General features: G+C 68.8%; 25 protein-coding genes. 14 read left to right on the top strand and 11 right to left on the bottom strand.

What is annotated here, in order from left to right; translation table 11 throughout:
- Positions 1-301 precede the first annotated feature (301 nt).
- The 4 genes from TY25_RS26300 to TY25_RS26285 are packed head-to-tail and all read left to right on the top strand — an operon-like array spanning position 302 to position 4,921.
- Positions 302-1,690: an extracellular solute-binding protein gene (locus tag TY25_RS26300; RefSeq protein ID WP_226887302.1), complete on the top strand. Its 1,389-nt coding sequence runs from the start codon at positions 302-304 to the stop codon at positions 1,688-1,690.
- A gap of 6 nt (positions 1,691-1,696) precedes the next feature.
- A complete protein-coding gene (locus tag TY25_RS26295) occupies positions 1,697-2,656 on the top strand; it encodes a carbohydrate ABC transporter permease (protein WP_042260296.1) in 960 nt (319 codons plus the stop codon).
- Positions 2,647-3,519 (top strand): carbohydrate ABC transporter permease, encoded by an 873-nt coding sequence (locus TY25_RS26290; RefSeq protein WP_029901015.1) that lies wholly within the window; start codon positions 2,647-2,649, stop codon positions 3,517-3,519. The genes TY25_RS26295 and TY25_RS26290 overlap by 10 nt, the downstream gene beginning before the upstream one ends.
- Position 3,520: 1 nt before the next feature.
- Positions 3,521-4,921 (top strand): beta-N-acetylhexosaminidase, encoded by a 1,401-nt coding sequence (locus TY25_RS26285; protein WP_042260294.1) that lies wholly within the window; start codon positions 3,521-3,523, stop codon positions 4,919-4,921.
- Positions 4,922-4,925: 4 nt separating this feature from the next.
- Here the strand turns inward: TY25_RS26285 and TY25_RS26280 are convergent, their stop codons facing one another.
- Positions 4,926-5,807 carry a phosphotransferase enzyme family protein gene (locus TY25_RS26280; protein WP_042260292.1) on the bottom strand — a complete coding sequence of 294 codons (882 nt, stop codon included), beginning with the start codon at positions 5,805-5,807 and terminating at the stop codon, positions 4,926-4,928.
- A gap of 111 nt (positions 5,808-5,918) precedes the next feature.
- Here TY25_RS26280 and TY25_RS26275 point away from each other — a divergent pair, with 111 nt between their 5' ends.
- The 3 genes from TY25_RS26275 to TY25_RS40770 all read left to right on the top strand — a co-directional run bounded on the left by TY25_RS26275 (position 5,919) and on the right by TY25_RS40770 (position 7,498).
- Positions 5,919-6,818, top strand: coding sequence for an SAM-dependent methyltransferase (locus tag TY25_RS26275; protein ID WP_042260356.1), 900 nt, complete (start codon positions 5,919-5,921; stop codon positions 6,816-6,818).
- 69 nt (positions 6,819-6,887) lie between these two features.
- A complete protein-coding gene (locus TY25_RS26270) occupies positions 6,888-7,166 on the top strand; it encodes a hypothetical protein (protein ID WP_014985908.1) in 279 nt (92 codons plus the stop codon).
- Entirely contained in the window at positions 7,166-7,498 is a 333-nt protein-coding gene (locus TY25_RS40770) for a ribbon-helix-helix protein, CopG family (protein WP_052383199.1), read from the top strand. Before TY25_RS26270 ends, TY25_RS40770 begins: the two co-directional genes overlap by 1 nt.
- Here the strand turns inward: TY25_RS40770 and TY25_RS26260 are convergent, their stop codons facing one another.
- The 4 genes from TY25_RS26260 to TY25_RS26245 all read right to left on the bottom strand — a co-directional run bounded on the left by TY25_RS26260 (position 7,499) and on the right by TY25_RS26245 (position 10,773).
- Positions 7,499-8,434 (bottom strand): phosphotransferase family protein, encoded by a 936-nt coding sequence (locus tag TY25_RS26260; protein WP_081869114.1) that lies wholly within the window; start codon positions 8,432-8,434, stop codon positions 7,499-7,501.
- 56 nt (positions 8,435-8,490) lie between these two features.
- Positions 8,491-9,054: a PadR family transcriptional regulator gene (locus TY25_RS26255; RefSeq protein ID WP_042260288.1), complete on the bottom strand. Its 564-nt coding sequence runs from the start codon at positions 9,052-9,054 to the stop codon at positions 8,491-8,493.
- Between the two features lie 28 nt (positions 9,055-9,082).
- Complete coding sequence (locus TY25_RS26250; protein WP_042260286.1) at positions 9,083-9,811, bottom strand: DUF8817 family protein; 729 nt, start codon at positions 9,809-9,811, stop codon at positions 9,083-9,085.
- Between the two features lie 119 nt (positions 9,812-9,930).
- On the bottom strand, positions 9,931-10,773 hold the full coding sequence (locus TY25_RS26245; RefSeq protein WP_042260284.1) for an EamA family transporter: 843 nt from the start codon (positions 10,771-10,773) through the stop codon (positions 9,931-9,933).
- Between the two features lie 128 nt (positions 10,774-10,901).
- Here TY25_RS26245 and TY25_RS26240 point away from each other — a divergent pair, with 128 nt between their 5' ends.
- From TY25_RS26240 to TY25_RS26215, 5 genes are all read left to right on the top strand, one after another.
- Positions 10,902-11,774 carry a LysR family transcriptional regulator gene (locus TY25_RS26240; protein ID WP_042260282.1) on the top strand — a complete coding sequence of 291 codons (873 nt, stop codon included), beginning with the start codon at positions 10,902-10,904 and terminating at the stop codon, positions 11,772-11,774.
- Between the two features lie 106 nt (positions 11,775-11,880).
- The gene (locus TY25_RS26235; protein WP_042260280.1) at positions 11,881-12,063 is read left to right on the top strand and encodes a tautomerase family protein; all 183 of its coding nucleotides are present in this window, start codon (positions 11,881-11,883) and stop codon (positions 12,061-12,063) included.
- Positions 12,064-12,220: 157 nt separating this feature from the next.
- Positions 12,221-14,521, top strand: coding sequence for a GH92 family glycosyl hydrolase (locus tag TY25_RS26230; protein WP_042260277.1), 2,301 nt, complete (start codon positions 12,221-12,223; stop codon positions 14,519-14,521).
- Between the two features lie 93 nt (positions 14,522-14,614).
- Complete coding sequence (locus TY25_RS40765) at positions 14,615-15,976, top strand: M14 family zinc carboxypeptidase (RefSeq protein ID WP_052383198.1); 1,362 nt, start codon at positions 14,615-14,617, stop codon at positions 15,974-15,976.
- A gap of 365 nt (positions 15,977-16,341) precedes the next feature.
- On the top strand, positions 16,342-16,788 hold the full coding sequence (locus TY25_RS26215; RefSeq protein WP_042260275.1) for a nuclear transport factor 2 family protein: 447 nt from the start codon (positions 16,342-16,344) through the stop codon (positions 16,786-16,788).
- Here TY25_RS26215 and TY25_RS26210 read toward each other — a convergent pair.
- The 4 genes from TY25_RS26210 to TY25_RS26195 form a co-directional block, all read right to left on the bottom strand.
- On the bottom strand, positions 16,785-17,660 hold the full coding sequence (locus TY25_RS26210; protein ID WP_042260273.1) for a lysophospholipid acyltransferase family protein: 876 nt from the start codon (positions 17,658-17,660) through the stop codon (positions 16,785-16,787). The genes TY25_RS26215 and TY25_RS26210 overlap by 4 nt on opposite strands.
- A gap of 25 nt (positions 17,661-17,685) precedes the next feature.
- On the bottom strand, positions 17,686-18,411 hold the full coding sequence (locus tag TY25_RS41905; protein WP_052383197.1) for a hypothetical protein: 726 nt from the start codon (positions 18,409-18,411) through the stop codon (positions 17,686-17,688).
- Positions 18,408-19,058 (bottom strand): hypothetical protein, encoded by a 651-nt coding sequence (locus TY25_RS26200; RefSeq protein ID WP_226887301.1) that lies wholly within the window; start codon positions 19,056-19,058, stop codon positions 18,408-18,410. Before TY25_RS26200 ends, TY25_RS41905 begins: the two co-directional genes overlap by 4 nt.
- Positions 19,059-19,162: 104 nt before the next feature.
- Positions 19,163-20,047 (bottom strand): NAD(P)-dependent oxidoreductase, encoded by an 885-nt coding sequence (locus TY25_RS26195; protein ID WP_042260272.1) that lies wholly within the window; start codon positions 20,045-20,047, stop codon positions 19,163-19,165.
- Between the two features lie 49 nt (positions 20,048-20,096).
- On the opposite strand from TY25_RS26195, the gene TY25_RS26190 reads away from it, so the two are divergent.
- Positions 20,097-20,489, top strand: a complete 393-nt coding sequence (locus TY25_RS26190; protein WP_042260269.1) for a MerR family transcriptional regulator — start codon at positions 20,097-20,099, stop codon at positions 20,487-20,489.
- A gap of 69 nt (positions 20,490-20,558) precedes the next feature.
- Here TY25_RS26190 and TY25_RS26185 read toward each other — a convergent pair whose 3' ends face one another.
- On the bottom strand, positions 20,559-20,750 hold the full coding sequence (locus TY25_RS26185; protein ID WP_081869113.1) for a ferredoxin: 192 nt from the start codon (positions 20,748-20,750) through the stop codon (positions 20,559-20,561).
- Positions 20,747-22,180 (bottom strand): cytochrome P450, encoded by a 1,434-nt coding sequence (locus TY25_RS26180; RefSeq protein ID WP_081869112.1) that lies wholly within the window; start codon positions 22,178-22,180, stop codon positions 20,747-20,749. The genes TY25_RS26185 and TY25_RS26180 overlap by 4 nt, the downstream gene beginning before the upstream one ends.
- Before the next feature lie 134 nt (positions 22,181-22,314).
- Here TY25_RS26180 and TY25_RS26175 point away from each other — a divergent pair.
- On the top strand, positions 22,315-22,825 hold a 511-nt coding region (locus TY25_RS26175), incomplete at its 3' end, for a TetR/AcrR family transcriptional regulator (protein WP_042260345.1).

The raw sequence follows: 22,825 nt of genomic DNA, 5'->3' as shown, positions 1-22,825 counted from the left end.
AGCAAATACCTGGATCTCGCACCATTCCACCAATCGCCACCGCGCGGATAGATGCCACCCTCCGTTATCACCGAGAAACACGCGAACCATCCCCGGTTTCGCGAAGTCCGCACCGCACCGGAGTGCATGAATCGCAGGCGGCAAACAATGAAACCGCCATAGTCGCGCGAATCGACGCGAAGTCCGGGCGACAACTCCGCTGATCCCGCACACCCCGCCAAGACCCTGTCGCGACCGCAGTCGGCGCGTGCGATCTGGGTCACATCAACCCCTTGAATGTGACCCACGTTGGTGCTAAACATTGTGGCACACAACGCAATATGCGTTGCATATATTGCAACACAACGAAGTGGCTCTCCGAAGGAAATCGATGGTGCACCGTAGGCTCCGGCCCAAACCCGTTGGCGGGCAAGTACAACGAGCACTCATCGGTGCGGCCGCGGTCCTGCTGCTCGCGGGTTGCGCACCGGTACAGTCCGATCCGGCCGGGATCGGCGGCGACGAGCAGACCGGGACCGTGCGCGTGTGGCTCTTCGACGAGGCGACGCGCGCGCCGAAGGAAGCCGTGATCGACGAGGCGATCGCCGAGTTCACCGCGACCAGGCCCGATGTGCGCGTCGACGTGCAGTGGGTACCGGTCGCGGCCCGAGCGGAGAAGTTCGCCGGCGCCTTCAACGATCCGGCCAGCGCGCCCGACGTCGCCGAGTTCGGCAACACCGACCTCGCGGGCTACGCGGTGAGCGGCGCGTTCGCGGATCTCACCGCCGATCTCGCGGCCTGGCCGGAGGGCAAGGACCTGGTGCCCTCGGTGCTGGACACCGCGAAATCGGGCGGCAAGGTCTACGGCCTGCCCTGGTACACGGGCATCCGGGCGCTGTACTACCGCACTGACATCTTCGCCGAACTCGGCCTGCGACCGCCTGGCACGCTGGCCGAACTCACCGAGACCGCGAGGCGCATTCGCGCGGCCAAGCCTGAGCTGTACGGGATTTCGGTGGGCGGCAAGTACACCTTCGCGATGCTGCCGTTCCTCTGGGCACACGGCGGCGAGATCGCCGAGTACGACGGCACGATGTGGAATTCGACGATCAACTCCGATCGGGCCGAGGAAGGCGTCACCCGCTACGCGGAGCTCATCCGCGACGACATCTGCCCGCCCGCCCAGTGCGTCGACTTCACCGGGACGCAGAGCGTCCAGGCGTTCGCGGGCGGCAAGGCCGCGATGACGGTCGGCGGCGACTTCAACCGCAAGGCGGTCGAACAGGGCGCGGCCAAGGGCAAGTACGCGGTGGTTCCGCTGCCCGGCGTCCAAAGCGGTTCGGTCGCACCGGCGTTCGCTGGCGGCAATCTGCTGGGCGTGTTCCGGGCGAGCAAGCACCGCGGCCTCGCCCGCGATTTCATCGAATTGCTGGGCGGGGCACGGTATCAGGAAAAGATGTACCGCGCGATGGGCAACCTGCCGACCCTGGCCGGCGTGCAGCGGCAGCTCGCCGCGAACGACCCGTTCCTCGCCCCGTTCGTCGAGTCGCTCGGTGCCGGAACGAAGTTCGTGCCGAGCACCCCGGCCTGGTCCAAGATCGACAGCCAGAACGTGCTGCCGACCGCGGTGCAGCAGATCGCCACGGGCAGCAAGGCCCCGGGAGCGGCACTCAATGCGGCCGCCGCCGTGATGAACAAGGCATTCAGGTAGGCACACATGGCTATTCGAGAACTACCGACTACCGCACCGGCGCCGCGCATCGCGCCGAAACCACGCAGGCTGCGCCGGGACACGATCGCCGCCTGGCTCTATCTCGCGCCCGCGGGCCTCCTGCTCGCCGCCGTGCTGGTGTACCCGATCTATCAGATCGTGCTCATTTCGTTCTACGACTACGGGCAGGCGCAGGCGACGGGCGCCGCGCCGCTGGAGTTCGTCGGCCTCGGCAACTATCGAGAACTGCTCGCCGACAGTCAGTTCTGGATCGTGCTCGCCAACACCTTCGTGTTCGGCGGAGTCTGCGTGATCGGCGGGCTGGTGGTCGGCACGGCGCTGGCGGTGCTCGCCACCCGGGTCCGGCCGCTGCCGCGGATGCTGCTGTTCCTCGCGGCGCTCGGCGCGTGGGCGACCCCGGCCATGGCGGGCTCCTATGTCTGGCTTTTCCTGTTCGACACCGACTTCGGTGTGGTGAACGAGGCGCTGTCCGGCCTCGGGTTGCGCTCGATGGAGGGCCACTCGTGGACCTTCGGCACCCTCAGCGCGTTCGGTGTGGTTGCCGCCGAGGTGATCTGGTGCTCGTTCCCGTTCGTCATGGTGACGATGTACGCGGGCATCAAGGCCATCCCGGAAGAGGTGCTCGAGGCCGCGGCGCTGGACGGCGCGTCCGCGTGGCGCTCGGCCCGCTCGGTGATCCTGCCGATGCTGCGCCCGCTGCTGCTGATCGCGACGGTGCAGTCGATCATCTGGGACTTCAAGGTGTTCACCCAGATCTACGTGATGACCAATGGCGGCGGCGTGGCCGGGCGGAACCTGGTGCTCAACGTCTACGCCTACCAAAAAGCTTTCGCCGGGCAGGAATACGGGCTCGGCTCCGCGATCGGAGTCCTGATGACGCTGTTGCTGTTGTCGATCACCGGCCTCTATGTCCGGTCCCAGCGCAGGAGCACGAAGTGGGTGTGACGACAACGGTGCGCCGCACCCCGCGCAAACCGGGCCGCCTGATCGCCGAGGCTGTCACGGTGGTGATCGCGGGCCTGGTCGCCTTCCCGCTGTACTGGATGGTGCTCTCGGCGATCAAGCCGCCGGGTGAGATCCAATCGGCCGATCCCAAGCCGTGGACCCTCGCGCCGAGCCTGGACAGTTTCAGCCGGGTGCTCTCGATGAACGGGTTCGGCCGCTTCTTCCTGAACAGCTTGCTGATTGCCGTTGTGGTGGTGCTGTTCTCGCTGCTGCTGTCGTTTCTGTCCGCGGTGGCACTGACCCGGTTCCGCTTCCGCGGCCGCACTGTGCTGCTGGTGATGATCCTGGTCGCGCAGATGGTTCCGGTCGAGGCGCTGACGATCCCGCTGTTCTTCCTGATGCGCGAGATCGGCGGCACGGTGCCCGCGCTCGGGCTCAACGAACTCGGCTCGATCATGCTGGTGGACCTGGTGTTCAGCCTGCCGCTGGCGATCTGGCTGCTGCGCGGTTTCGTCGCCGCGATACCGGACGAGCTGGAGGAGGCCGCCAAACTCGATGGGGCGAGCCGGATCCGGTTCGCCTGGCAGATCCTGCTGCCGCTCGTCGCGCCCGGTCTCGTCTCGGTGAGCGTGCTGTCGTTCATCCACGCGTGGAACGACTTCCTGTTCGCGAAAACGTTCATCATCTCCAAAACCGAGAATCAGACACTGCCGCAGGCGATCCTGGTCTTCTTCAAGCCCGAGGACACCGACTGGGGCGCGGTGATGGCCGCCTCCACCCTGATGACAATTCCGGCTCTCGTCCTGTTCATCCTGGTGCAGCGCAAGCTGGTCTCGGGCCTGGGCGGAGCGGTGAAAGGCTGACATGCCCGGTTTCGACACCCTGCTCCCCCGCCCGGTCTCGGCGACCCCGATGCCCGGCACCTGTCCATGGCCCGCCACGGCCGATATCCGCAGCGGCACAGGTCTTCCGGCCGAGGGCTACCGACTGGAGATCACCCCGGACGGCATCACGCTCACTGCCGCGGATCACGCGGGCCGGGTCTACGGAGAGCAGACGCTGCGCCAGCTCGCCGGTCCGGAAGCGTTGCGGGCCGCCCCGATCGGCGGACGGGAGCTGTCGGTGCCGTGTGGTGTCGTCGAAGACTATCCGCGCTTCGCTTGGCGCGGTTGCCTGCTCGACGTCGCCCGGAACTTCCGGACCAAGGCCGAGGTGCTGCGGTTCCTCGACCTGCTGGCCGCGCACAAACTCAACGTCCTGCACCTGCACCTGACCGACGACCAGGGCTGGCGATTCGCGGTGCCGGGCTATCCGCGATTGACCGAGGTCGCTTCGTGGCGAAGCGGATCGATGGTCGGCAGGCACGACGGCCCGGAACGGGACGGACGCCCGCACGGCGGCTACTACACCGACGACGACCTCCGGGAGATCGTGGCCTACGCCGCGGAACGCGCGATCACCGTGATACCGGAAATCGACGTGCCCGGTCATGCGCGGGCGCTGCTCGCCGCCTATCCCGAACTCGGTCCCGATCCCGAAAAGCAGTGGGAGGTATGGACTTCGTGGGGCGTCAGCACCCCGCTGCTCGATCCGACACCGGACACCATGGCGTTCTTCCGCCGCGTCTTCGACCACGTGCTCACCCTTTTCCCCGCACCGGTCATCGGCCTCGGTGGTGACGAGGTGCCCGGTGCGACCCCGGCGCACGGTCGTTTCGTCGCCGACCTGGCCGCCTATCTGACGACCCAGGGGCGGCGGGCGCTCGGCTGGGACGAGGTCCTCGACGCCGGCGAGCTGCCGCCGATGGTGATCGGGGCCTGGCGTGACGAGGCCGCGGCCGAGCGGGCCGCCAAGGCGGGCCACGAGGTCGTGCTGTGCCCGGAAGATCAGGTCTACCTCGATCATCGGCAGTCCGATCACCCGGACGAACCCATCCCGGTCGGCTACCTGCGCACGCTCGAAGACATGTACAGCTACGAGCCCGCCTACACCGGGCCCGGCGTCATCGGCCTGCAAGCCCAGATCTGGAGCGAGCACCTCGACACCGTGCGGCGGGTCGACTACGCGGCCTTCCCGCGGCTCTGCGCGATCGCCGAAACCGCTTGGAGCCCAGCCGATCGCGACCTCGCCGAGTTCCTGACCCGGCTCCGCGAGCACCATCTCCCTCGCCTCGACGCCCTCGGGGTGGAGTATCGGCCGCTCGACGGGCCGCACCCGTGGCAGACCCGGCCCGACGTCCCCAGTTCCGCGCACCGGCCGCGCTGAACGCTCAGGGGCGGAGTCGATGGAAGGCGGCCACCCGCTCTCGGTGGTACTCGAGGTCGTCCGCGTCATGCTCGACGCCGCGGGCGACCGCGAGGTCGAAATAGACTGCCTCTCTGCGTAAGCGGTGCCGCATCAGCTGTGCCAGGGCCACCTCGTCGAAGGGGACCGCGGTGCCGCCCGCCGCGTGATAGGTCTCGACGAACGCCCGGACGCCGGACAGGTCGCGGCCGTACTCGTCACCGAATTCCAATGCGGCGGAGGCCAGTTCGACCTCGGGCGGGGCGACGAGCGCTTCGTCCCAGTCGAGCACCGCGGTGACGTGACCGGCGCGCGCGAGCAGATTGCCCTCGTAGTAGTCCCCGTGCAGCGGCTGCGGGCGCGCGGCGCGGGTGAAGTCGGCGAGCCAGCGGTCCAGGTCGGGGTCCGGCAGTTCCGCCGACGGTGCACCGTCCAGTCCGATCTCCAGGAACGATCGGGTCGGCCGCGGCGGCGGCCGGTGCTCGGCCAGCGCGCGGTGCACCCGTGCCAGCAGCACGGCCGCCTCCTCGCGCTGCACCGGATCTTCGCTACTCGCCCACTCGCCTTCGATGAAGGGCCACACCGTGATCGGACGACCCGCGACCACGTACACGGTCGAACCGTCGGCACGCGCCAGCGGCGCGACCGCCTCCGGAACCTGACGGGCCGCCGCGGCGGCGATGCCGTTGCACCATTCGAGCTGCGCCGGATCGCGGTCCTGCGGGCCGATCCGGACGACCACGTCGCCCACCCGGTAGGCCGCGGACTCCTCGCCGCCGAAAAGCCGTACGCCGTCGCCTTTGTGCCCCCATTCGGCCGCGACGGCCGCTCTGATGTCCTCGGTCAGCGGGATCTCGACGTAAACCACGCGACAAGTTCTACCAGTGCCCGCGCGCCCGACGCAGGTGGATTTCCGCCGCCCCGGCGGATAACAGACCGGTTAGTGCACTATTTCCATTCGGGAGGTACCTTGGCGATCGTGCGTACCGAGGGAGATACCTGGGACATCACCACCAGCGTCGGGTCCACCGCGTTGTTCGTCGCCGCGGCCCGCGCACTCGCCGGTCGGCGACCCGACCCGTTGGCGGTCGATCCGTTCGCCGAGATCTTCCTCCGCGCCGCCGGCGCGGAATGGGCGGACCTGCTCGACGGCAAAGCTCCGGACCAGCCGCTGCTCGCGCCCGGATTCGGCGAGGTCTTCCAGACCTTCCTGGAAGCCAGGACCAAGTATTTCGACGACTACTGCGCCGCGGCGTCCGCGGCCGGGGTCCGGCAGGTCGTCATCCTGGCCGCCGGCCTCGACGCGCGCGCCTATCGGCTGCCCTGGCCCGACGGCACCGTCGTCTACGAACTGGATCAACCCAGCGTGCTGGCGTTCAAACAGCAGACCTTGGCCGCCCACGGCGACGAGCCGCGCGCCGAACGTCGCGAGGTGCCGGTCGATCTGCGCGAGGACTGGCCGAAGGCGTTGCGCGCGAAGGGTTTCGACGTGACCGCCCCGACCGCGTGGCTGGTCGAGGGGCTGCTGCCCTATCTGCCCGCCGTCGCGGTGGATCAGCTTTTCGAGCACATCACCCTGATCAGCGCTCCCGGCAGCCGGGTCGCCATCGAGGAACTGGACGTCGTACCCGAACCGACCCGCGCCGCACTCGCTGAGCAACCGGAACTTCCGTTGAACGGCGGCGCCGACTGGGTGCACCTGATCTACAACGAACAGCGCAGTGACGCGGCGCAGTGGTTCGGCGCGCACGGTTGGCACACGGCGGGTCGCACCCTGCCGGACTACCTGGCCGCGGTGGGCCGGGACATCGGCGCGCCCACCTCGGACGCACCGGTACTGCCCGCGCTGGTACGCCTGGTGACCGCGATCCGGCCCTGAATTTCGCCACGCTCGTCGTCCCGGGTAGCTCGCTCCCTTTCGGCGTACTACGCGCGTATTATGTTGTCTGTGGGTTTCGAGTGGCCTGACTGGGCACTGGACATGCTCATCGGGATCACGCCGGACGAGGTGATGCAGGTGCTGACCAGACAACGACGATGGCCCCGCCGTGGTCGCGGCGTCGAAGGCATCCAGCTGCTCACCATCTGGGGCCGTACCGCGGCAGGCCGGCCGCTGATCGTCGGTTTGCGGCAGGCCGAGTCCTGGCAATGGCAGATCGTCGCCGCTCGCCCGATGAGCCCGGAGCAGGTAACCGAGTTCGAAAAATGGGAACAGGAGAACCAGTGATGGGCGACAACAACTTCCCGGCCACCCCGCAGGGGGTGGACGAACTGATGGACAGCCTCGTGTTCGACGACCGACCCGTGCACGAGGCCGACGTGCCGCGGCCGCTCGCGCCCGGCGAGGACATCATGGTGGTGCGCTCGCTGCGCATTCCGCTCGATATGGATCAATCCCTCAAGGCCGAGGCGCGCCGCCGCGGCGTCACCATGAGCGAACTCATCCGGGACTGGCTCGCCGTGGAACTCGCCGCGCTCGCCGACGACCAGCCCATCTCCCGGGCCGACGCCCTGCGCGCCCTCGCCGGCGTCCGCCCCATCCATCCCCGGGCGAGTTGACTACCCGGCGACCAGCCACTTACCGAGCCGCGCCCGATACTCCCCCACGAGTTCCGGTTGCCAGCGCGCGAAATACGCGGTCTGGTTCAACGCGTACAGGCCGACGCCCAGCCGCAGCCGCACCTCGTCGGCCGGGTCCGCCGGGAAATGGTCGCGGTACGACTCCAGGAACGGTTCTTCCGCACCCGGCCACCATTCGAACAGCAGCTCGCTGAGCTTGCCGAAATCGGCGAATCTGTCGTAGTAGTGCGCGTGTTCGAAGTCGAGCAGTGCCGCGGGTGCACCGTTGTCGACCAGCATGTTGTCCAGGTACAGATCACCGTGCACCAGCGAGGCGGGCTCGCCGGGGCCGAGTTCGGCGATCGCCTGAGCGAAGGCCGACGCGATCGTCGCGGGGGCGGCGGGCAGCGCCGCTTCGGGAACCGCGCGCAGTGCGGCCTCGACCTGATCGGTGGCAGCCGACGCCCAGGTCGTCCGCTGCGCCGAACCGGTGACCGCGCCGAAGGTTTCGCGCCGAACGCCGTGCAGGGTGCCCAGCCAGTCGCCGAGTGTGCTCGCCAGCAGGCGCAGATCCGCCCGGTCCGCGCGCAGCGCGGCGGTCCCGCTCTCGCCGGGCAGGTATTCCTGAATGGTCACCGGCAGGCCGAGCGGGGTGTGCGGAACGAATTCGTGATAGCGCACGGTCGGCACGCCGGCCTCGCTCGCCAGCCGGGTCGCCGTCACCGTGGCGCGGACATATTCGGGATCGGTGCTTCGCCCGGGAATGCGCACGAGCAACCGGCCGTCGACGGTCTCGGCCAGCCAGAGACAGTTGCTGTAGCTGGGCGGACCCGGTCGGATCGAGGTCACCCGAGCCGCCGGGCAAGCCTGCGCCAGCACCCCGGCGACATCCCCCGCCGTCCACTCGGCGGCGCTGCGAACCGGCTGACTGACCACGCTCCAGTTCTACCAGCGCGCGCCCGGGTCCCGCAGATCGGTTTCGCCGTGCCTGCTCAGCGGTCGTCGGCCATCTCGAAGGCGCCTGCGGCCAAGCGATCGATCAGGCGCTGCGTCCATTCGGCACGGCTGTCCGCCGTGTGCAGCCACAGGCCGAGCACCTCGCCGACCGGGCCCCAGGTATCGAGATCGGTACCGGGCGAGAGATGTTCGGTGATGCTCGCGCGCCACCGTGCCATCTGCTCGGCGCGCTGCCGGAGCAGCTCGATGGCTTCCGCGCGCGGCAGATCGTCGATCAGCCCGACCGCGGCGGCGAGCACGTCCAGCCGCGGATCACGCTGGGCGAGCGCCGCGCGCAGCAGGCCGAGATAAGCCTGCTGCCCTGCGTCGGTGGTCTCGTATTCGATGCGCGGCGGACCGCCGGTGGTGCTCGCGGTGGTTTCGTGCGCGATCAGCAGGTGTTCGGCCGTCATCGCCTTGAGCGCGTGATAGACCGACCCGGATTTGACCCCCGCCCATTCGTGGGCGCCCCACGATTCCAGATCGGCCCGGACCTGATAGCCGTGCGCGCGTCCGCGCCGCCGCACCGCGCCGAGCACCAAGAGCCGAACTGCCGACATCGGTCCTACCTTTCGCACCGGGAGCGTGTCACTGATCGGCTCGCCACGCGGCCAGAATACGGCGCAGCTCCGCGACCCCGGCCATGGCGTCGGCCAGCGCGGCACGGTCCTCGCCGGTCAGCGGGATGGCTGCGATCCGTGTGAGCAGGGCCTCGGCACAGGCCGGATCATCCTGGCGCACAGCGAGTTCGGCACGATAGGCGAGCGCATCGACCAGATCGACCGTCGTCGCGCTGCCTTCGGTGCGCCGCAACGTCGCATCGAGGATCTTCGCCGCCTGAGCGTCCTCGCCGCGCGAATCCGCCTGCACCACAGCGTCATCGATCGCCTTGCGGAGTCTCGACGTCGGGCCCGCCGCATCGGTGGCGCGCATCGGGAAGAAGCGGATCCAGTTTCCACCGGGATCGACCACGAGGAAACCGGTGAGATTTCCGGTGTTCTTGCGCCGCCGGGGACGGGTCATCCGCGGCGTCCCGGCCACCAGCAGTTTGCCGTGCTTCGCCCGCATTCCGGCCGCGAACGAGTCGAACAGTGCGCCGATATCGGGCACCTGCACCACGCACGACCCATAGGAGTCGGCGGGCACGAAGCCGGGCATCCCGAAGAACTGCAACCCGATGTCCTCGCGCTGCATCCCTATGGCGGGATTGGGCCGGGTCTGACGGTAGGTCTGCTCGAACCCGAGCATCCGATAGAACTCGCCCATCTCGTCGATGTCCACGCAGGGCAACAGCGGCGTGGTGATCTCTCCGGCCATCTCGGCACATCCTTCGCGGCAAGACTCGATTACTAGCCAAACTTGGCTAGCAAGTCGAGCGTAGCCGCAGCTGGCCCACTAAGCAAACTTGGCTAGTCCGTCGATCGGTGGCCGGTCGGTCAGGCCAGTGCGATCCCGGCGATCGCGCCCATGGCCAGCACCAGCCCGAAAACCTGGGTGCGGGTGAGGCGTTCGCGCAATACCGTGAGGCCGAGTACTACCGGAATGACGGGGTACAGGGCGGCGAGTACGACGGCGATGGCGAGCAGTTGCTGCCAGGTGGCCCAGGTGTAGAGGGCGATCGCCAGTGTGCCGAGCGCGCCGGTGCCCAGCGTGCCGAGCAGCAGCGGCGGCCGCATCCGCAGCGGGGCGCGCGCGCCGATCGCGAGCGGCACGATCGCGAGCACCGACGCGAACCGGCTGGCGACCAGCGGCCACAGCCCCGCATCCGAACCGACCCGGGCCAACGCGATGAATTGCAGCGCGAAACCGGCCCCCGCGATCAGCCCGGCCACGCTGCCCGTGCCGAGGTCGCCGTCGTCGTCCTCGGCGGACCGGGAGACGAACCACAGCGCCGGGACGGCGGCCGCGATGCCGAGCCAGCTCAGCACCGACGGACGTTCCCGCAGCAGCAGCACGCCGACCAACACCGGGAGCAACAGCGCACCGACGTCACTGAGCGGCACCACCACGCTCAAGCGTCCCGTGCTGACGCCGCGGTACAGGAAGGTGACGCCGATCCCGGTGCCGACACCCGACAGCGCACCCCAGGCCAGCGCCGCCGCGCTGATATTCGGCGCCGCCACCAGCGGGGCAGCCGCCACGATCACGGCGCAACCGCCTAGTTGCGCGTACAGCGCCACCGTCGTCGCGTCGGCGTGCCGGGCGAGCAGCGCGCTCAGGAAGTGCGTGATGCCGAAGAACACCGCGGAGGCCAATGCCAGCGACTCGCCTGTGCCCATGATCCGTGCCTCCCGCCGTTGGTGCCCGTCGCGATCCGAGCCGCGCGTCACCCAGCCGAGATCAGGTCTGGGTGGGGCATAACCGGCTGACGGATGTCGAAACCCCGGCCGGCCGTAGGGTCGAGCCGGTGGAACTGCGTCAACTCCGGTATTTCGTCACTGTCGCGGAGGAATTGCACTTCGGGCGGGCCGCCGAACGGCTGCACATCGTCCAGTCGGCGGTCAGTCAGCAGGTGCGCCGGCTCGAACGCGAGCTCGGCGTCGAACTGTTCGATCGGTCGCCGCGGCGGGTGGTGCTGACCGAGGCGGGCGTGCACTTCCTGCCCGGCGCCCGGGACGCGCTGGCGGCGGCCGCTCGCGCGCAGGCCTCGATCACCGGGTTCGTCGCGGGCGCCACGCTGCGGCTCGGCACCGGCACCGGGCTGGGCGACCACTTCGATCGCATCGTGGCACGGCTGGTGCCGCAGGTGCGGGTCGAGCCGGTGTCCGCGTCCACCCGCGTCCGGGTCGAGCAGGTGCTCGACGGCCGCCTCGACGCCGCGTTCGTCCGCGGTCCGTTCGAGCATCCCGGCTTGCGTCGCATCCCGGTGTGGGACGACCCGTTGCTGGTCGCGATCTCGGCCCGGCATCCGCTCGCCGCGGCACCGGAACTCGCGCTGGCCGACCTCGCGCCCTACCCGCTGCGGATCACCGAGCGCCGGCTCAATCCCCCGCTGGTCGATCTCGTCGTCGGCGCCTGTCACGACGCCGGATTCGAGCCGGTGCCGGGTCCGGTCAGCGCCGCGCTACCGGACACCCTGGCGATGATCGGCTCCGACAGCAGCTGGACCGTCGTGTACGCCGCACACGCGCGCCAGCTGCGCAGCACCAGGGTGGTGTTCAGTTCCCTTGCCGCGCCAGGACTTTCGCTGGAGACGGCACTCGTGGTGCGGGCCACGCAAGCGCCGCCCGCGTTGCCGATCCTGCTGGCCGCCTGCGAATTCGACGATCGCGATCGGTGATCGCAGCGTGCGCGGACTGCTGCTTGGACCGGCCGCGCGGGTGCAGCAGATTGGTCGGTAGGCCCGCCCGAAACCGCGCGGGGCACACCGAGAAAGGGATTCCACCATGCCGAATGTCGTCGTCCAGCAGCTGCCCAAGACCGACGAGGCCAAGCGCGAGCTGGTGCGCCGGATCACCGACGCGTTCGTCGACGCCTACAAGTCGCCGGCCGAGTCGGTGCACGTCTGGATCGAGGAGTACCCGGCCGACGGCTACGCGGTCGGCGGAAAGTTCATCGCCGACAAGTAGACCTGCACGTCGAGGCGACCGCCCCCGTCGCCACCGACGGGGCCGGTCTCGACAAAAGCGCTGATCAGCGGCGTGTCGGCGGGTTAGCGCGGACCACGCGATGCCACGATGAGCAGGCACTGGGCAACGTTGTCGGAGGCTCGTCGAGGGAGCATGCATGTCGCGTCGCCGTCTGGCCTGCCTCGTTGTCCCGCTGTTGCTTCCGTTCGTCCCCGCTGCGGCGCACGCCGAAACCGCGGTCGATACCAGCCGGTACGTGAATCCGTTCGTCGGCACCCAGGACGGTGGGCCCGATTTCGGGCACGGCGGCGGCGCGGGCATGACCTTTCCCGGCGCGGTGGCCCCCTTCGGGATGATGCAGTGGAGCCCGGACACCGTGCGCACCGCGGGCGGCGGGTACAAGTACGAGGACAACCGGCTGTACGGGTTCTCGATGACGCATATCTCCGGGCCGGGATGCACTGGCGCGCAAGACTTTCCGGTACTGCCGATCAGCGGCTCGATCGGCCGGTCGCCGGCCGTCGACGGCGTGGGCTATTTGCAGACCTTCGACCACGCGAACGAGCGGGCCGACCCGGGCTACTACGGCGTGACCACCGATTCCGGCGTGCGGACCGAGCTGACCACCGCCACCCGCGGCGGCGTCGCCCGGTTCACCTTCCCCACCGGTCGCCCCGGCACGGTGCTGCTCGACGTCACCGGCTCGGTCAACGGCGTCGAGGACGCCGAGATCACCCTCGACGGCAATGCGGTATCCGGCTGGGCGCACACCGGCGGGTTCTGCGGCGCGAAGAGCCGGTACCGGGTGCACTTCCACGCCACCTTCGATCGTCCGATCACGGCGTCGGGCACGTGGCGCGACGATGTCCTGGAGCCCGGCAACCACTCCGTCACGGGTAAGGCGCAGACGCGCCGCACCCGGTCCGGCGAGATCGCCGCCAACGGCCAGGGCAGCGGACTGTTCCTGCAATTCGACTCCGACCGGCCGGTGCAGATGCGCACCGCCATCTCCTATGTCAGCGTCGAGGGCGCCCGGCGTAATCTCGCCGCCGAGATCGGCGCCAAGGATTTCGACACCGTGCGGGCGGAGGCGCACGCAGCCTGGCAGCGCAGACTGGACCAGATCGCGGTGACGGGCGGTGCGCCAGATCGGTTGCGTACCTTCTATTCCGCGCTCTACCACGTGTTCTTGCAGCCGTACATTTTCGACGATGTCGACGGTAACTACACCGGGTTCGACGGTCGTGTCCATCAGGTGCGCCCCGGCCATCATCACTACGCCACCTTCTCCGGGTGGGACATCTATCGCAGTGCGGCACAACTGCTCGCCTGGCTCGCACCCGACGTCGCCTCGGATATCGCGCAGTCCATGTACGACAACGCGCACGCGCTCGGGGACGTGTGGGACCGGTGGTCGCATCAGAACACCGTCACCGGTGTGATGAACGGCGACCCGTACCATTCGATCCTCGCCAGCGCCTACGCTTTCGGCGCACGGGATTTCGCGGCCGCGGCCGCACTGGCGTCGATGATCGCCGGCGCCGAGCGCGTCGGCGAGCTGTCCGGTTATACCGAGCGCCCCGGCAACGACCAGTATCTGCGGCTCGGCTGGGTACCGGATCAGGTGTCGGACACCCTGGAATACAACATCGCCGATTTCGGCATCGCCCAACTGGCCGCGCGACTGGGCGAAATCGAGCAGCACGACACCTTCCTGCGCCGTGCCGGCGGGTGGGAGCATCTGTTCAATCCGTTCACCGGCTGGCTGCAACCGCGTTCCGCGCTCGGCTTCTTCGGGCTCCTGTTCGATCCGGCGGCCACCGGGGGGTACGTGGAAGGCAATGGGGCACAATACCATTGGATGGTTCTGCACGATGTGGGTGCGCTCTTCGCCAAGATGGGCGGCCGGGACCGCGCCGCCGCCCGGCTCGACGAGTTCTTCACCGAACTCAACGCGGGCCCGCACGCGCCGCACGCCTACCTCGGCAACGAACCGTCGTTGCAGACCCCGTGGCTGTACGCCTGGGCCGGGCGGCCGCACCGCACCCAGGACGTGGTGCACCGGGCCCGCACCGAACTCTTCGGCCCGGAGGCCGACGGCCTGGCGGGCAACGACGACCTGGGCACGATGTCGGCCTGGTACGTCTGGGCCGCGCTCGGGCTCTACCCCGTGATCCCGGGCCGCGCCGAGCTTTTCGTGCACGGGCCCGCGTTCGAGTCCGCGGTGGTGCGCCGTTCGACCGGCGCCGAATTCACCATCGTCGCGCCCGGAACCTCCGATGCCGACCGCTACATCCAGTCATTGCGGGTCGACGGCGCGGAAACGACGCGGGCGTGGCTGCCCGAGTCGTTCGCGCTGTCCGGCGGACGCCTCGACTTCAGCATGGGTCCGCGACCCGCGCCGCGGTTCGGCGCCACGGACGCCGACACGCCGCCGTCGTTCGGCGCGCTGCGGTAGCCACTGGGCGCGGCGCTGGGCGCGGCGCGATGGAATCGCCTTTGCTGCGGACGAACCGACCCGTTCACGTCGGCATCGATCCCACTATTGACTATGGACACAGACGAAGTGGCGGCGGACGAAGTAGGCAGGCTCGTCGGTGCGGTGGCACCGACCGATTCGTTCCCTACGGTCGAGGAATTGGACCACTTCGTCGACGCGCTGGCCCGCGCGTTACCCGATCGGGTCACCGTCACCGAAATCGGCGGGTCGCGCGGCGGGCACCCGATCAGGTGCGTGCGAGTCGGCGCCGGGCCCCGGCAGGTGGTGGTGGTCGGTAACCCGCATCCGAACGAGCCGATCGGCATGGCGACCATCCGGCACCTGCTGGGCAGGCTCACCCACGAAGACGACCGAACCCTCGGCGCGACTTGGCATTTCGTGCTGTGCCTGGACCCGGACGGCACCCGGCTCAACGAGGCCTGGTTCGCCGGGCCGCGCACGAGAACCACTGTCGCACACGGCTTCTATCGGCCACCGGCCGCCGAGCAACCGGAGTGGTGCTTCCCGACCAGCTGGCGCGGCATCGCGGTGGGCGTGCCGCTGCCCGAGACGAAAGCGCTGATGGATCTGATCGATCGAACCCGGCCCGCGCTGATCGTGTCGTTGCACAACGCCGATTTCGGCGGCGGATTCTTCTACACCACCGGCGGTGACCCCGAGTACTGGTCCGGGTTGACCGGACAGCTCGCAGCCGCCGGCGTGCCGATCTACACCGGCGAGCCCGACGTTCCCGGCGCGACGACCTGGCAGCCCGGGATCTTCGAACTGCCGTCGTTCCAACGGATCGCCGAGGCGCTGGCCGGCGACGGCATCGAACCGCTGGCGATGATGTACGGCGGCGGCATCCGCGACTACGCCGCGTCCCACGGCACCGCCATCCTGGTGTGCGAACTGCCGCTGTGGGTGGACCCGAGGGTCGCCGACGAGACGCCGAGCGGCAACCGGGTCGCCGATGTCCTGCACGCCACCGCGACCGACTACGAGGAAATCGCCGACCTGGTGAGCGGGATACTCGGTCGCCTCGGGGCGCACCTGGACAACAGCAGCCCTTTCCAGCGGGCTTTGACCGACACGGTCCGGGCCCTGCGCGGAAACGCGATCGCCAAACGTTCGGCCACGGATACGCGGCAAGCCACCGTCGGCGAGATCTTCATCGAGAAGTATGTGTGGGCGGGGGTAGCCCGGCTGCGGGCCGGCGGCATGTTGCTCCGGCTGCTCGAGTCGTACGCGGGCACCGGGCCGGAAGACGTGGTCGCCGAACGCCTCCGCTTCGCGCCGATCTTCGACAAGTGGTGCGCCGATATCGAGACCAACGCGCCCGGACTGCCCGTGCCGATTCCGCACCTGGTCGCCGTCCAGTCCGCTGCCATCGTGACCGCCGTGACCCGGCTGCGCGACGGCCGTCCGATCTGACCCTGACCGGCGGATACGCCATCGATTTCGAAGTCACGGTTTCGTAACGGGCGGCGTTGGGTAATCACAGATACATGACATCGACGGATAACCGACCCAGCCGCATCGCCGGCCTGGAGTCGGGGACCGCGGTTTTGGCATTCGCTACGTGCCTTGCCTTTTCGATCGGCATTGCCACTCTTACGCAGTCTGCTGTCACCACGGTCCTCGCCTGCCTCAGCATCGCGGCCGGACTCGTACTCGTACTGAACATCTTGCCGCACAAGGCCTGACACCCAACTCCCCCGCTCGCGGCCGGGTCTTGCATCCCGCGCACAACCCTGGTGCCATTGCGCCGAACCGTTCGGCGTAATTCGGAGGCGAGCATGCTGTCCCTGCAAGAGATTTCCGATCGCATGGAGATCCAGGACCTGATGGTCCGGTATTCGCACGCGGTCGACACCGGGCAGTGGGACCTGCTGGACGACATCTTCACCGGTGACGCGCACATCGACTACGCCGCGATGGGCGGTCCCGCGGGCGACGTGGCGGCGACGAAGCAATTCCTCGCCGCCATGCTGCCCAACTTTCCTGCGTTCCAGCACCTCATCAGCAATTCCTCGATCACCGTCGAGGGTGACACGGCCACCGGCCGCACCATGTGCCACAACCCGATGATGATGTCCGGCGGGGGCGGTCCGTCGAGCCTCATGCTGTGCGGGCTGTGGTACCTGGACACTTTCGTCCGCGTCGACGGGCACTGGCGCATCGCGCGCCGGGTCGAGGAGAAGAGCTATATGTTCGTCGCGCAGCCGCTGCCGGGCACCGGTTAGCCCAGGATCGGCAAGCCGCGCTCGGCGCACAGTCGCGTCAACGCGTCCTGCATGACGCCGGTGACATGGTCGTAGGCGGCGTCGAGATCCAGTTCGGGCCCGTGCTCGGAGCGCAGATCGATGGGCGGGAGGAATTCGATCGTCACCTTGCTCGGCAGCGGGATGTGCCCGGCGAGATCGCCGATGTTGAGGCCCCAGGGCAGCGCCAGCGAAATCGGAAACACCTTGAGGCGCAACATCTGATCCAGCCGCAGCAGCCGCGCCAGCCGGTCCCCGCGGCTGAGCATCAGGGCGGTCTGCTGCGCACCGGCATTGACAAAAGGGACGATGGGAACGTGTGCGTCCCAGGCCAATCGGAGAAAGCCCGTGCGGCCCGCGAAATCGATTTGGTCTTCCTCCCAGGTCGGTCGATGCACCTCCCAGTCGCCGCCGGGATACACCAGCACCGCCGCGCCGTCCCGGAGCACCTGGCGCGCGCGTTCCGGATCCGCGCCCACCGTGCCGAAGCGCCGCAGCAGCGTGCCGATCACCGGATAGGCCATCACCATGTCGTGCGCGAGTTGAAAGAACGGCCGATGCGGCCCGAACCGGCGCACGAACGCCAGCGTGGTGACGAGCACCTCCGGGGAAACGTTGCCCCCGGAATGATTGCCGACCAACAGGACCGGGCCCTCGTCCGGGATGTGATCGAGGCCGCGGACCTCCGCCCGGAAGTACATCCGGGCGAACAGCCACGCGGGACCCACGGTGTCGATGATGAATTCGGGATCACGGTCGGCCGGGTCGGCCGCCGGGACCCGCGACTTCACCTGGTGGGCGACCCAATCGGCGAGTCGGTCGATCCGATCGGTCGGCAATCCGGGCAACTTCATGGGCAACGATTCCGTCGTTCGGTGTCTACGATTCGATGGTCAGCAACCGCCGGAAGAACCCGCGGTAGCCGCGCAAGGCCTGCCGCAGTTCCTCGGTGTCGGCGTCCTGTAAACCCGAGCTGTGCTCCTCGAGCAGGCGCTTACGTTCGGCGTACGCGGTGGTCAGCTGGTAGATGACGTCGCTGACGATCTTGTCCGCCTGCGTGACCGCGTCGCGCGGACTGTCGACGAACGCGCCCTGTACCTCGCGCCACTGGGTACGCAGCCGATCGAGATCGGCCTCCCCGAACAGCGCGGCGCCGACGCCGTCGAGCGAAGTTCGCTGCCCCTCAGTGGTATTCGCGGTCGACCCGGGATGCCCGATCTCGGTGTCGGCGGTGGTCCCGGGATCCGCAGCGGGCTCGTCGAGGCGTGCTTCGGTGGCCGCGTCCTGCTCCGAATCCGTGGTGCTCGCCGCGGTGGCGTGCGGGTCCACATCGTCTTCGGTCAGCGCCTCGTCGTGCTGGTCCGCGGCGGATACGTGCCCGCCGGAATCGCTTTCACCGAACACGTCGGCACGCTGTGGCGAGCCCACCGTGCTCGACGCGGTCAACGTCTGTTCCGTTTCGGTGCCGTACTCGGCGGCCGCCGCTGCCCGCTCGTCCGCGTGCGCTTCGGATTCCGCCGTGGCCCACCGATTCTCGTGTTCTTTCGGCGAGTCCGCTGCGGTGGCTCGCTCGGGCTGCACGGTGCGGTCGTATTCGGTGCTCATGACAGTGCCTTCTTGTCGTGCTGGGTCTGCTCGGTCGTCTCGTGCTGCGCCTGCTGCTCGGCGGCGGTCGTGTCCCGTTCGGCCGTCTCGACGGGTGCGGTCTTCTTGTTGTCGGACGCGCCGTTCAGCAAGTCCTGGAACAGATCCCGGTAGTGCACGATCGCGGTGCGCCGGTCCTCGGTGGACACCGCGGTCCCGCTGGGCCGGGTCGCGATCTCGTGCGCGGCCCGGTAGTGCCCGAGCGGTTCCGCGTGCTCCACCGACAGATCGGCCACCTGCTGATCGAAATTCTCGGTGGGATAACCACGTTCGGCCATCACGGTGGTCAGCAGGCGATCGGCGGCGAGCAGGGCCGCCGCCGGATCGTCGATGAACTGCTCCTGCACCTCGACCCAGCGGGCCGTGTACAGCTGCTTCTGCTCGTCGGACAGCGTGCGCAGTTCGAGCTCGGCATGGCGGCGTTCGCGTTCGGCCAGTTCACGTTCCGCGGCGCGGCGATCGTCGTGTTCCTGGACCGTCCGGTCGTATTCCGGTCCGAATCGGCTGCGCAGCCGTTGCCTGCGCACCATCGGCCACACCAGTAAGGCGATGACCACCGCAGCGAGGACGACCAGAACGATCACTGTGATCAACACTCCAGACGACACTTGAACCTCCTTGCCGAGCCTGTCGTATCGGACAGGTAATGCCTCGCCGCCGAGGTTCCAAACTCTTGATCTCCCGCAGTCACTTTCGCGCCGCTACCCGATGATCACCGCGGCGGCGCACTCGCGGCTTTGGCGAATTCCTCGATCAGCACGGGATATTGCTCGGCGCCGTGCCCGGCCGCGATCGCCCGGTCCGCCATCGCCTTGATCAGTTCGGGCAGTTCGGTATTGACGCCGACCGCCGCGCTCTCCTCGAGCAGGTGTGCCATCGCCCGCACATCGGTCTCCAACGCGGATACCTGCGCTGGGAAGGCGCCCCGATCGATCTGCTCGGCATAGCCCGGCAGCCAACTCGCGACGCCGGACGCGATCTGTTGCGCGAACGGCGCGTACGCCGCGGCGTCGACACCCGCCGTGCGGAGCATCGCGGTGCCGTGCAGCCACGCGTTCAGCACGCTCCACATCATCGCCAGTCCCGCCACGTCGTACAGGGACGCCAGTCCGTGGTCCGCACCGAGGTAGGTCACGGTGCCGAGCGCGTCGAGGGTCGGCCGGTGCGAATCGAAGTCCGCCTGCGGTCCGCTGTGCAGGATGACCGCTTCGGCGGTGCCGATGGTCGACGGGATCGCCATGACGGCCCCGTCCAGATACCGCGCGCCGCGCGCAGCGGCCCACGCGGCGGCGGTTCTGGCCTGCGCGGAGTCGCCCGAGGTCAGGTTGATCAGCGTCGTCGCGCCGAGATCATGGGTGTCGAGTAGTTCGCGCACGGCCTGGTAATCGGTGAGGCAGATGATCGTCAGCGGGCTCGCCGCGAGCGCGTCGGCGAGGGTAGGCGCCTGCCGGGCACCCTCGGCTACCAACTGGTCGGCTTTATCTGTGGTGCGATTCCACACCGTGGTCGGATGGCCTGCCCGCAGGAACGCCGCGGCGAGTGCCCGGCCCATCAGTCCGAGTCCGAGGACGGTCACCGTGGTCTGTTGTGTACTCATGGCAGCATCTTCAACGTTGATATCGGTGTGAAGGTCAAGTGAGGTTTCGATGCGAATCGGCGAACTGAGCCGTCGGACGGGCGTCAACGCCCATCAGCTGCGGTATTACGAGGCTCAGGGCTTGTTGGCAGCGGCGCGGGGCGCGAACGGTTACCGCGAGTACGACGAGGACGCCCTGCTGCGCGTGCAGCAGATCCGGCACCTGCTCGGGGCAGGCCTGTCCTCCGAGGACATCGCCTACTTGCTGCCGTGCGCCGTCGGCCCGGCCCCGGAACTACTCGGGTGCCCGGAGTTGTTGTCCGCCATGCGGTCCCGGCTGCAGCGGCTCGACGAGCGGCTGCGCGGGCTCGCGCAGTCGCGCGATGCGCTCGCCCGGTACATCGCCGCCGCCGAGCAGACCGGCGCCGAGCACTACCCACCGTTCGACGCGGTCCCGGCCTGACTTCCCGCGTTCCCGCACCCGCTACCACGGGCCGGAGCGGGTGCGGGAGGTCAGCAGGGGTGCGTGCGGTCAGGGGGTGCGGCGCAGGGCCTCGACGGGACAGCTGTCCACGACCAACTGGACGAGTTCCGGGTCGGACTCGGTGGCCGGCTCCGCGAGCGGTTCGACGATGCCGTCGTCGCCCACGCGGAACAGGCTGGGGGCCAAGGCTTCACACATCCCGTGGCCCTCGCAGCGGGCGCGGTCGGCGACGATCCTCACGACAGCCGTGCCAGCCGGATCGGGAGACCGTCCGCGGGCATCGGGCCGGTGCCCGCGACGAGCGGCACCTCGTAGCCGGGCCGCAGCGACCAGCGGTAGCGCAGCAGCATCTGGTGCAGCACGGCTTTCACGGTCATGCCGCCGAAGTAGAGGCCGATGCACTTGTGCGCGCCGCCGCCGAACGGGGCCCAGGCCAACCGATGCGATTTGTCCTCGCGCCGGTCCGCGGCGAACCGTTCGGGATCGAACGCGTCCGGATCGTGCCAGTAGGCCGCGGTGCGCATCATCGGGTAGGCGCCGACGACGACGAGCGTGCCCCGCGGCAGATAGTGCCCCAGGATATCGGTGTCCCTGGTGGTTTCCCGAACCTGCTGCGCCACCGGCGAATACAGCCGCAATGCCTCCTTGAACGCGAGATCGAGCCCGGGCAGGCGGTCGAGGTCGGCGTAGTCGAGCGTGGGTTTGCCGAGCGCCAGGGACTCGGCCCGCAGCCGCTCCTGCCAGTCCGGATGGCGGGCCAGCTCGTAGGCCAGCATAGTCGCGGCGATCGTGCTCGTATCGTGCGCGGCCATCATTACGAAGATCATGTGCTCGATCACTTCGCGATCCGAGAACGTATGCCCCTCTTCACTTTCCGCCGTGCAGAGCACGCTGAACAGGTCCTTGCCCGCACCCGCGCGTTTGGCGGGCAGTTCGCGCCGGAAGTAGTCGGCCAGCATGCGGCGACCGCGGAGGCCACGCGACCACACACCGCCGGGCACATTGGTCCGCAGCAGCGCGGTCGCGCCGTGCACCGCGTCTTCGAAAGCCCTGCTGAGCATGACGCTTTCGGGCCCGAGTTCGGCGCCGGCGAAGACCTCGGTCGCCTGCGCGAGCAGGATCTTCTTGACCTCGTCGTACAGCGCGAAGTGCGCACCGGGCCGCCACTGCGCGATCCCCCGGGTGATCCGCGGCGTCGTCAGCTCGAGGTAGCCGACCAGGCGCGGCCTGGTGAACGCCTGCTGCATGATCCGGCGGTGGAACAGATGCTCGTCGAAATCCCGCAGCAGCAGACCGCCGTGGAAGAACGGGCCGATCACGAATTCCCAGCCGCGCTGTGCCGAGAACACCTTGTCCCGGTCGAGCAGCACCGCCTCGACCGCGGCGGGACTGAACACACCGACCGTCCGGCGACCGAGCAGACCCATCCAGCTCACCGGACCATAACGGTCGAATCGGTTGCGCGCCAGCCCGATCGGGTCGCTCAGCGCATGCAGGGTGTAGCCGATGCCCGGCGCGCCGAAGTCGCCGAGGACGGGCCGCAGGTCACTGCCCGCCGGCGGTGGCGCGAGCGGCCGCGCCGTGGACGGATAGCGCTCGACGACCCGGGCGCCGAGAGTTTGCGCCTGCCTGGCGAGCCGCGCCCGCAAGTGCCGGACATCCCCTGACACATCGGTAATTCTCTGGGGCACAAGAAGACTCATTGCGGCCGTCCCTTCGCGACGCTGCGATGCTCCGACCATACCGGAAACATGCGTTTCCGTAAACACTTGTTTCCCGACTTCTGCTGTGCGAGGCTCCTGAGGTGACCCGAGCATTCAGCGGCACCTATCGCGGCACGTCCACCGCCGAGCGCCGGGAAGATCGACGCAGGCGGTTGATCGACGCCGCCCTGGACATCGTCGGCACCCAGGGGTTGTCGGCGCTGACCGTGCGCGGGGTCTGCGAACAGGCCAAGGTCGGCCCGCGCTTCTTCTACGAGGCCTTTCCCGACCTGGACGTGCTCGCCGCCGAGTTGCTGCTCGAGGTCCAGGAGGCCGCCCTCGAACGGGCCCGGGCTGCGATCGCGGACACCGCGGGCACCCCCGCCGACCGGATCCGGGCGGGCGTCGCCGCGTTGATCATCGAGGTCACCGACGATCCGCGCCGCGCGCAGATCATCTTCGCGCAGGCGTACGGCAGCGAGGCGCTCATGCGCTCGCGGTTCGCGGGGATGCGCCGGGTCGCCGACGTGATCATCGAGCAGACCCGGCTGGTGCTCGCCCTACCCGCGGGCCAGGACACGGCCGTGGCCGCCACCTCGCAGCTGATCACCG

It is taken from the genome of Nocardia brasiliensis NBRC 14402 (genome assembly GCF_000308475.2).
GTDB lineage: Bacteria > Actinomycetota > Actinomycetes > Mycobacteriales > Mycobacteriaceae > Nocardia > Nocardia brasiliensis.
This window is presented reverse-complemented; position numbering and strand designations above follow the sequence as displayed.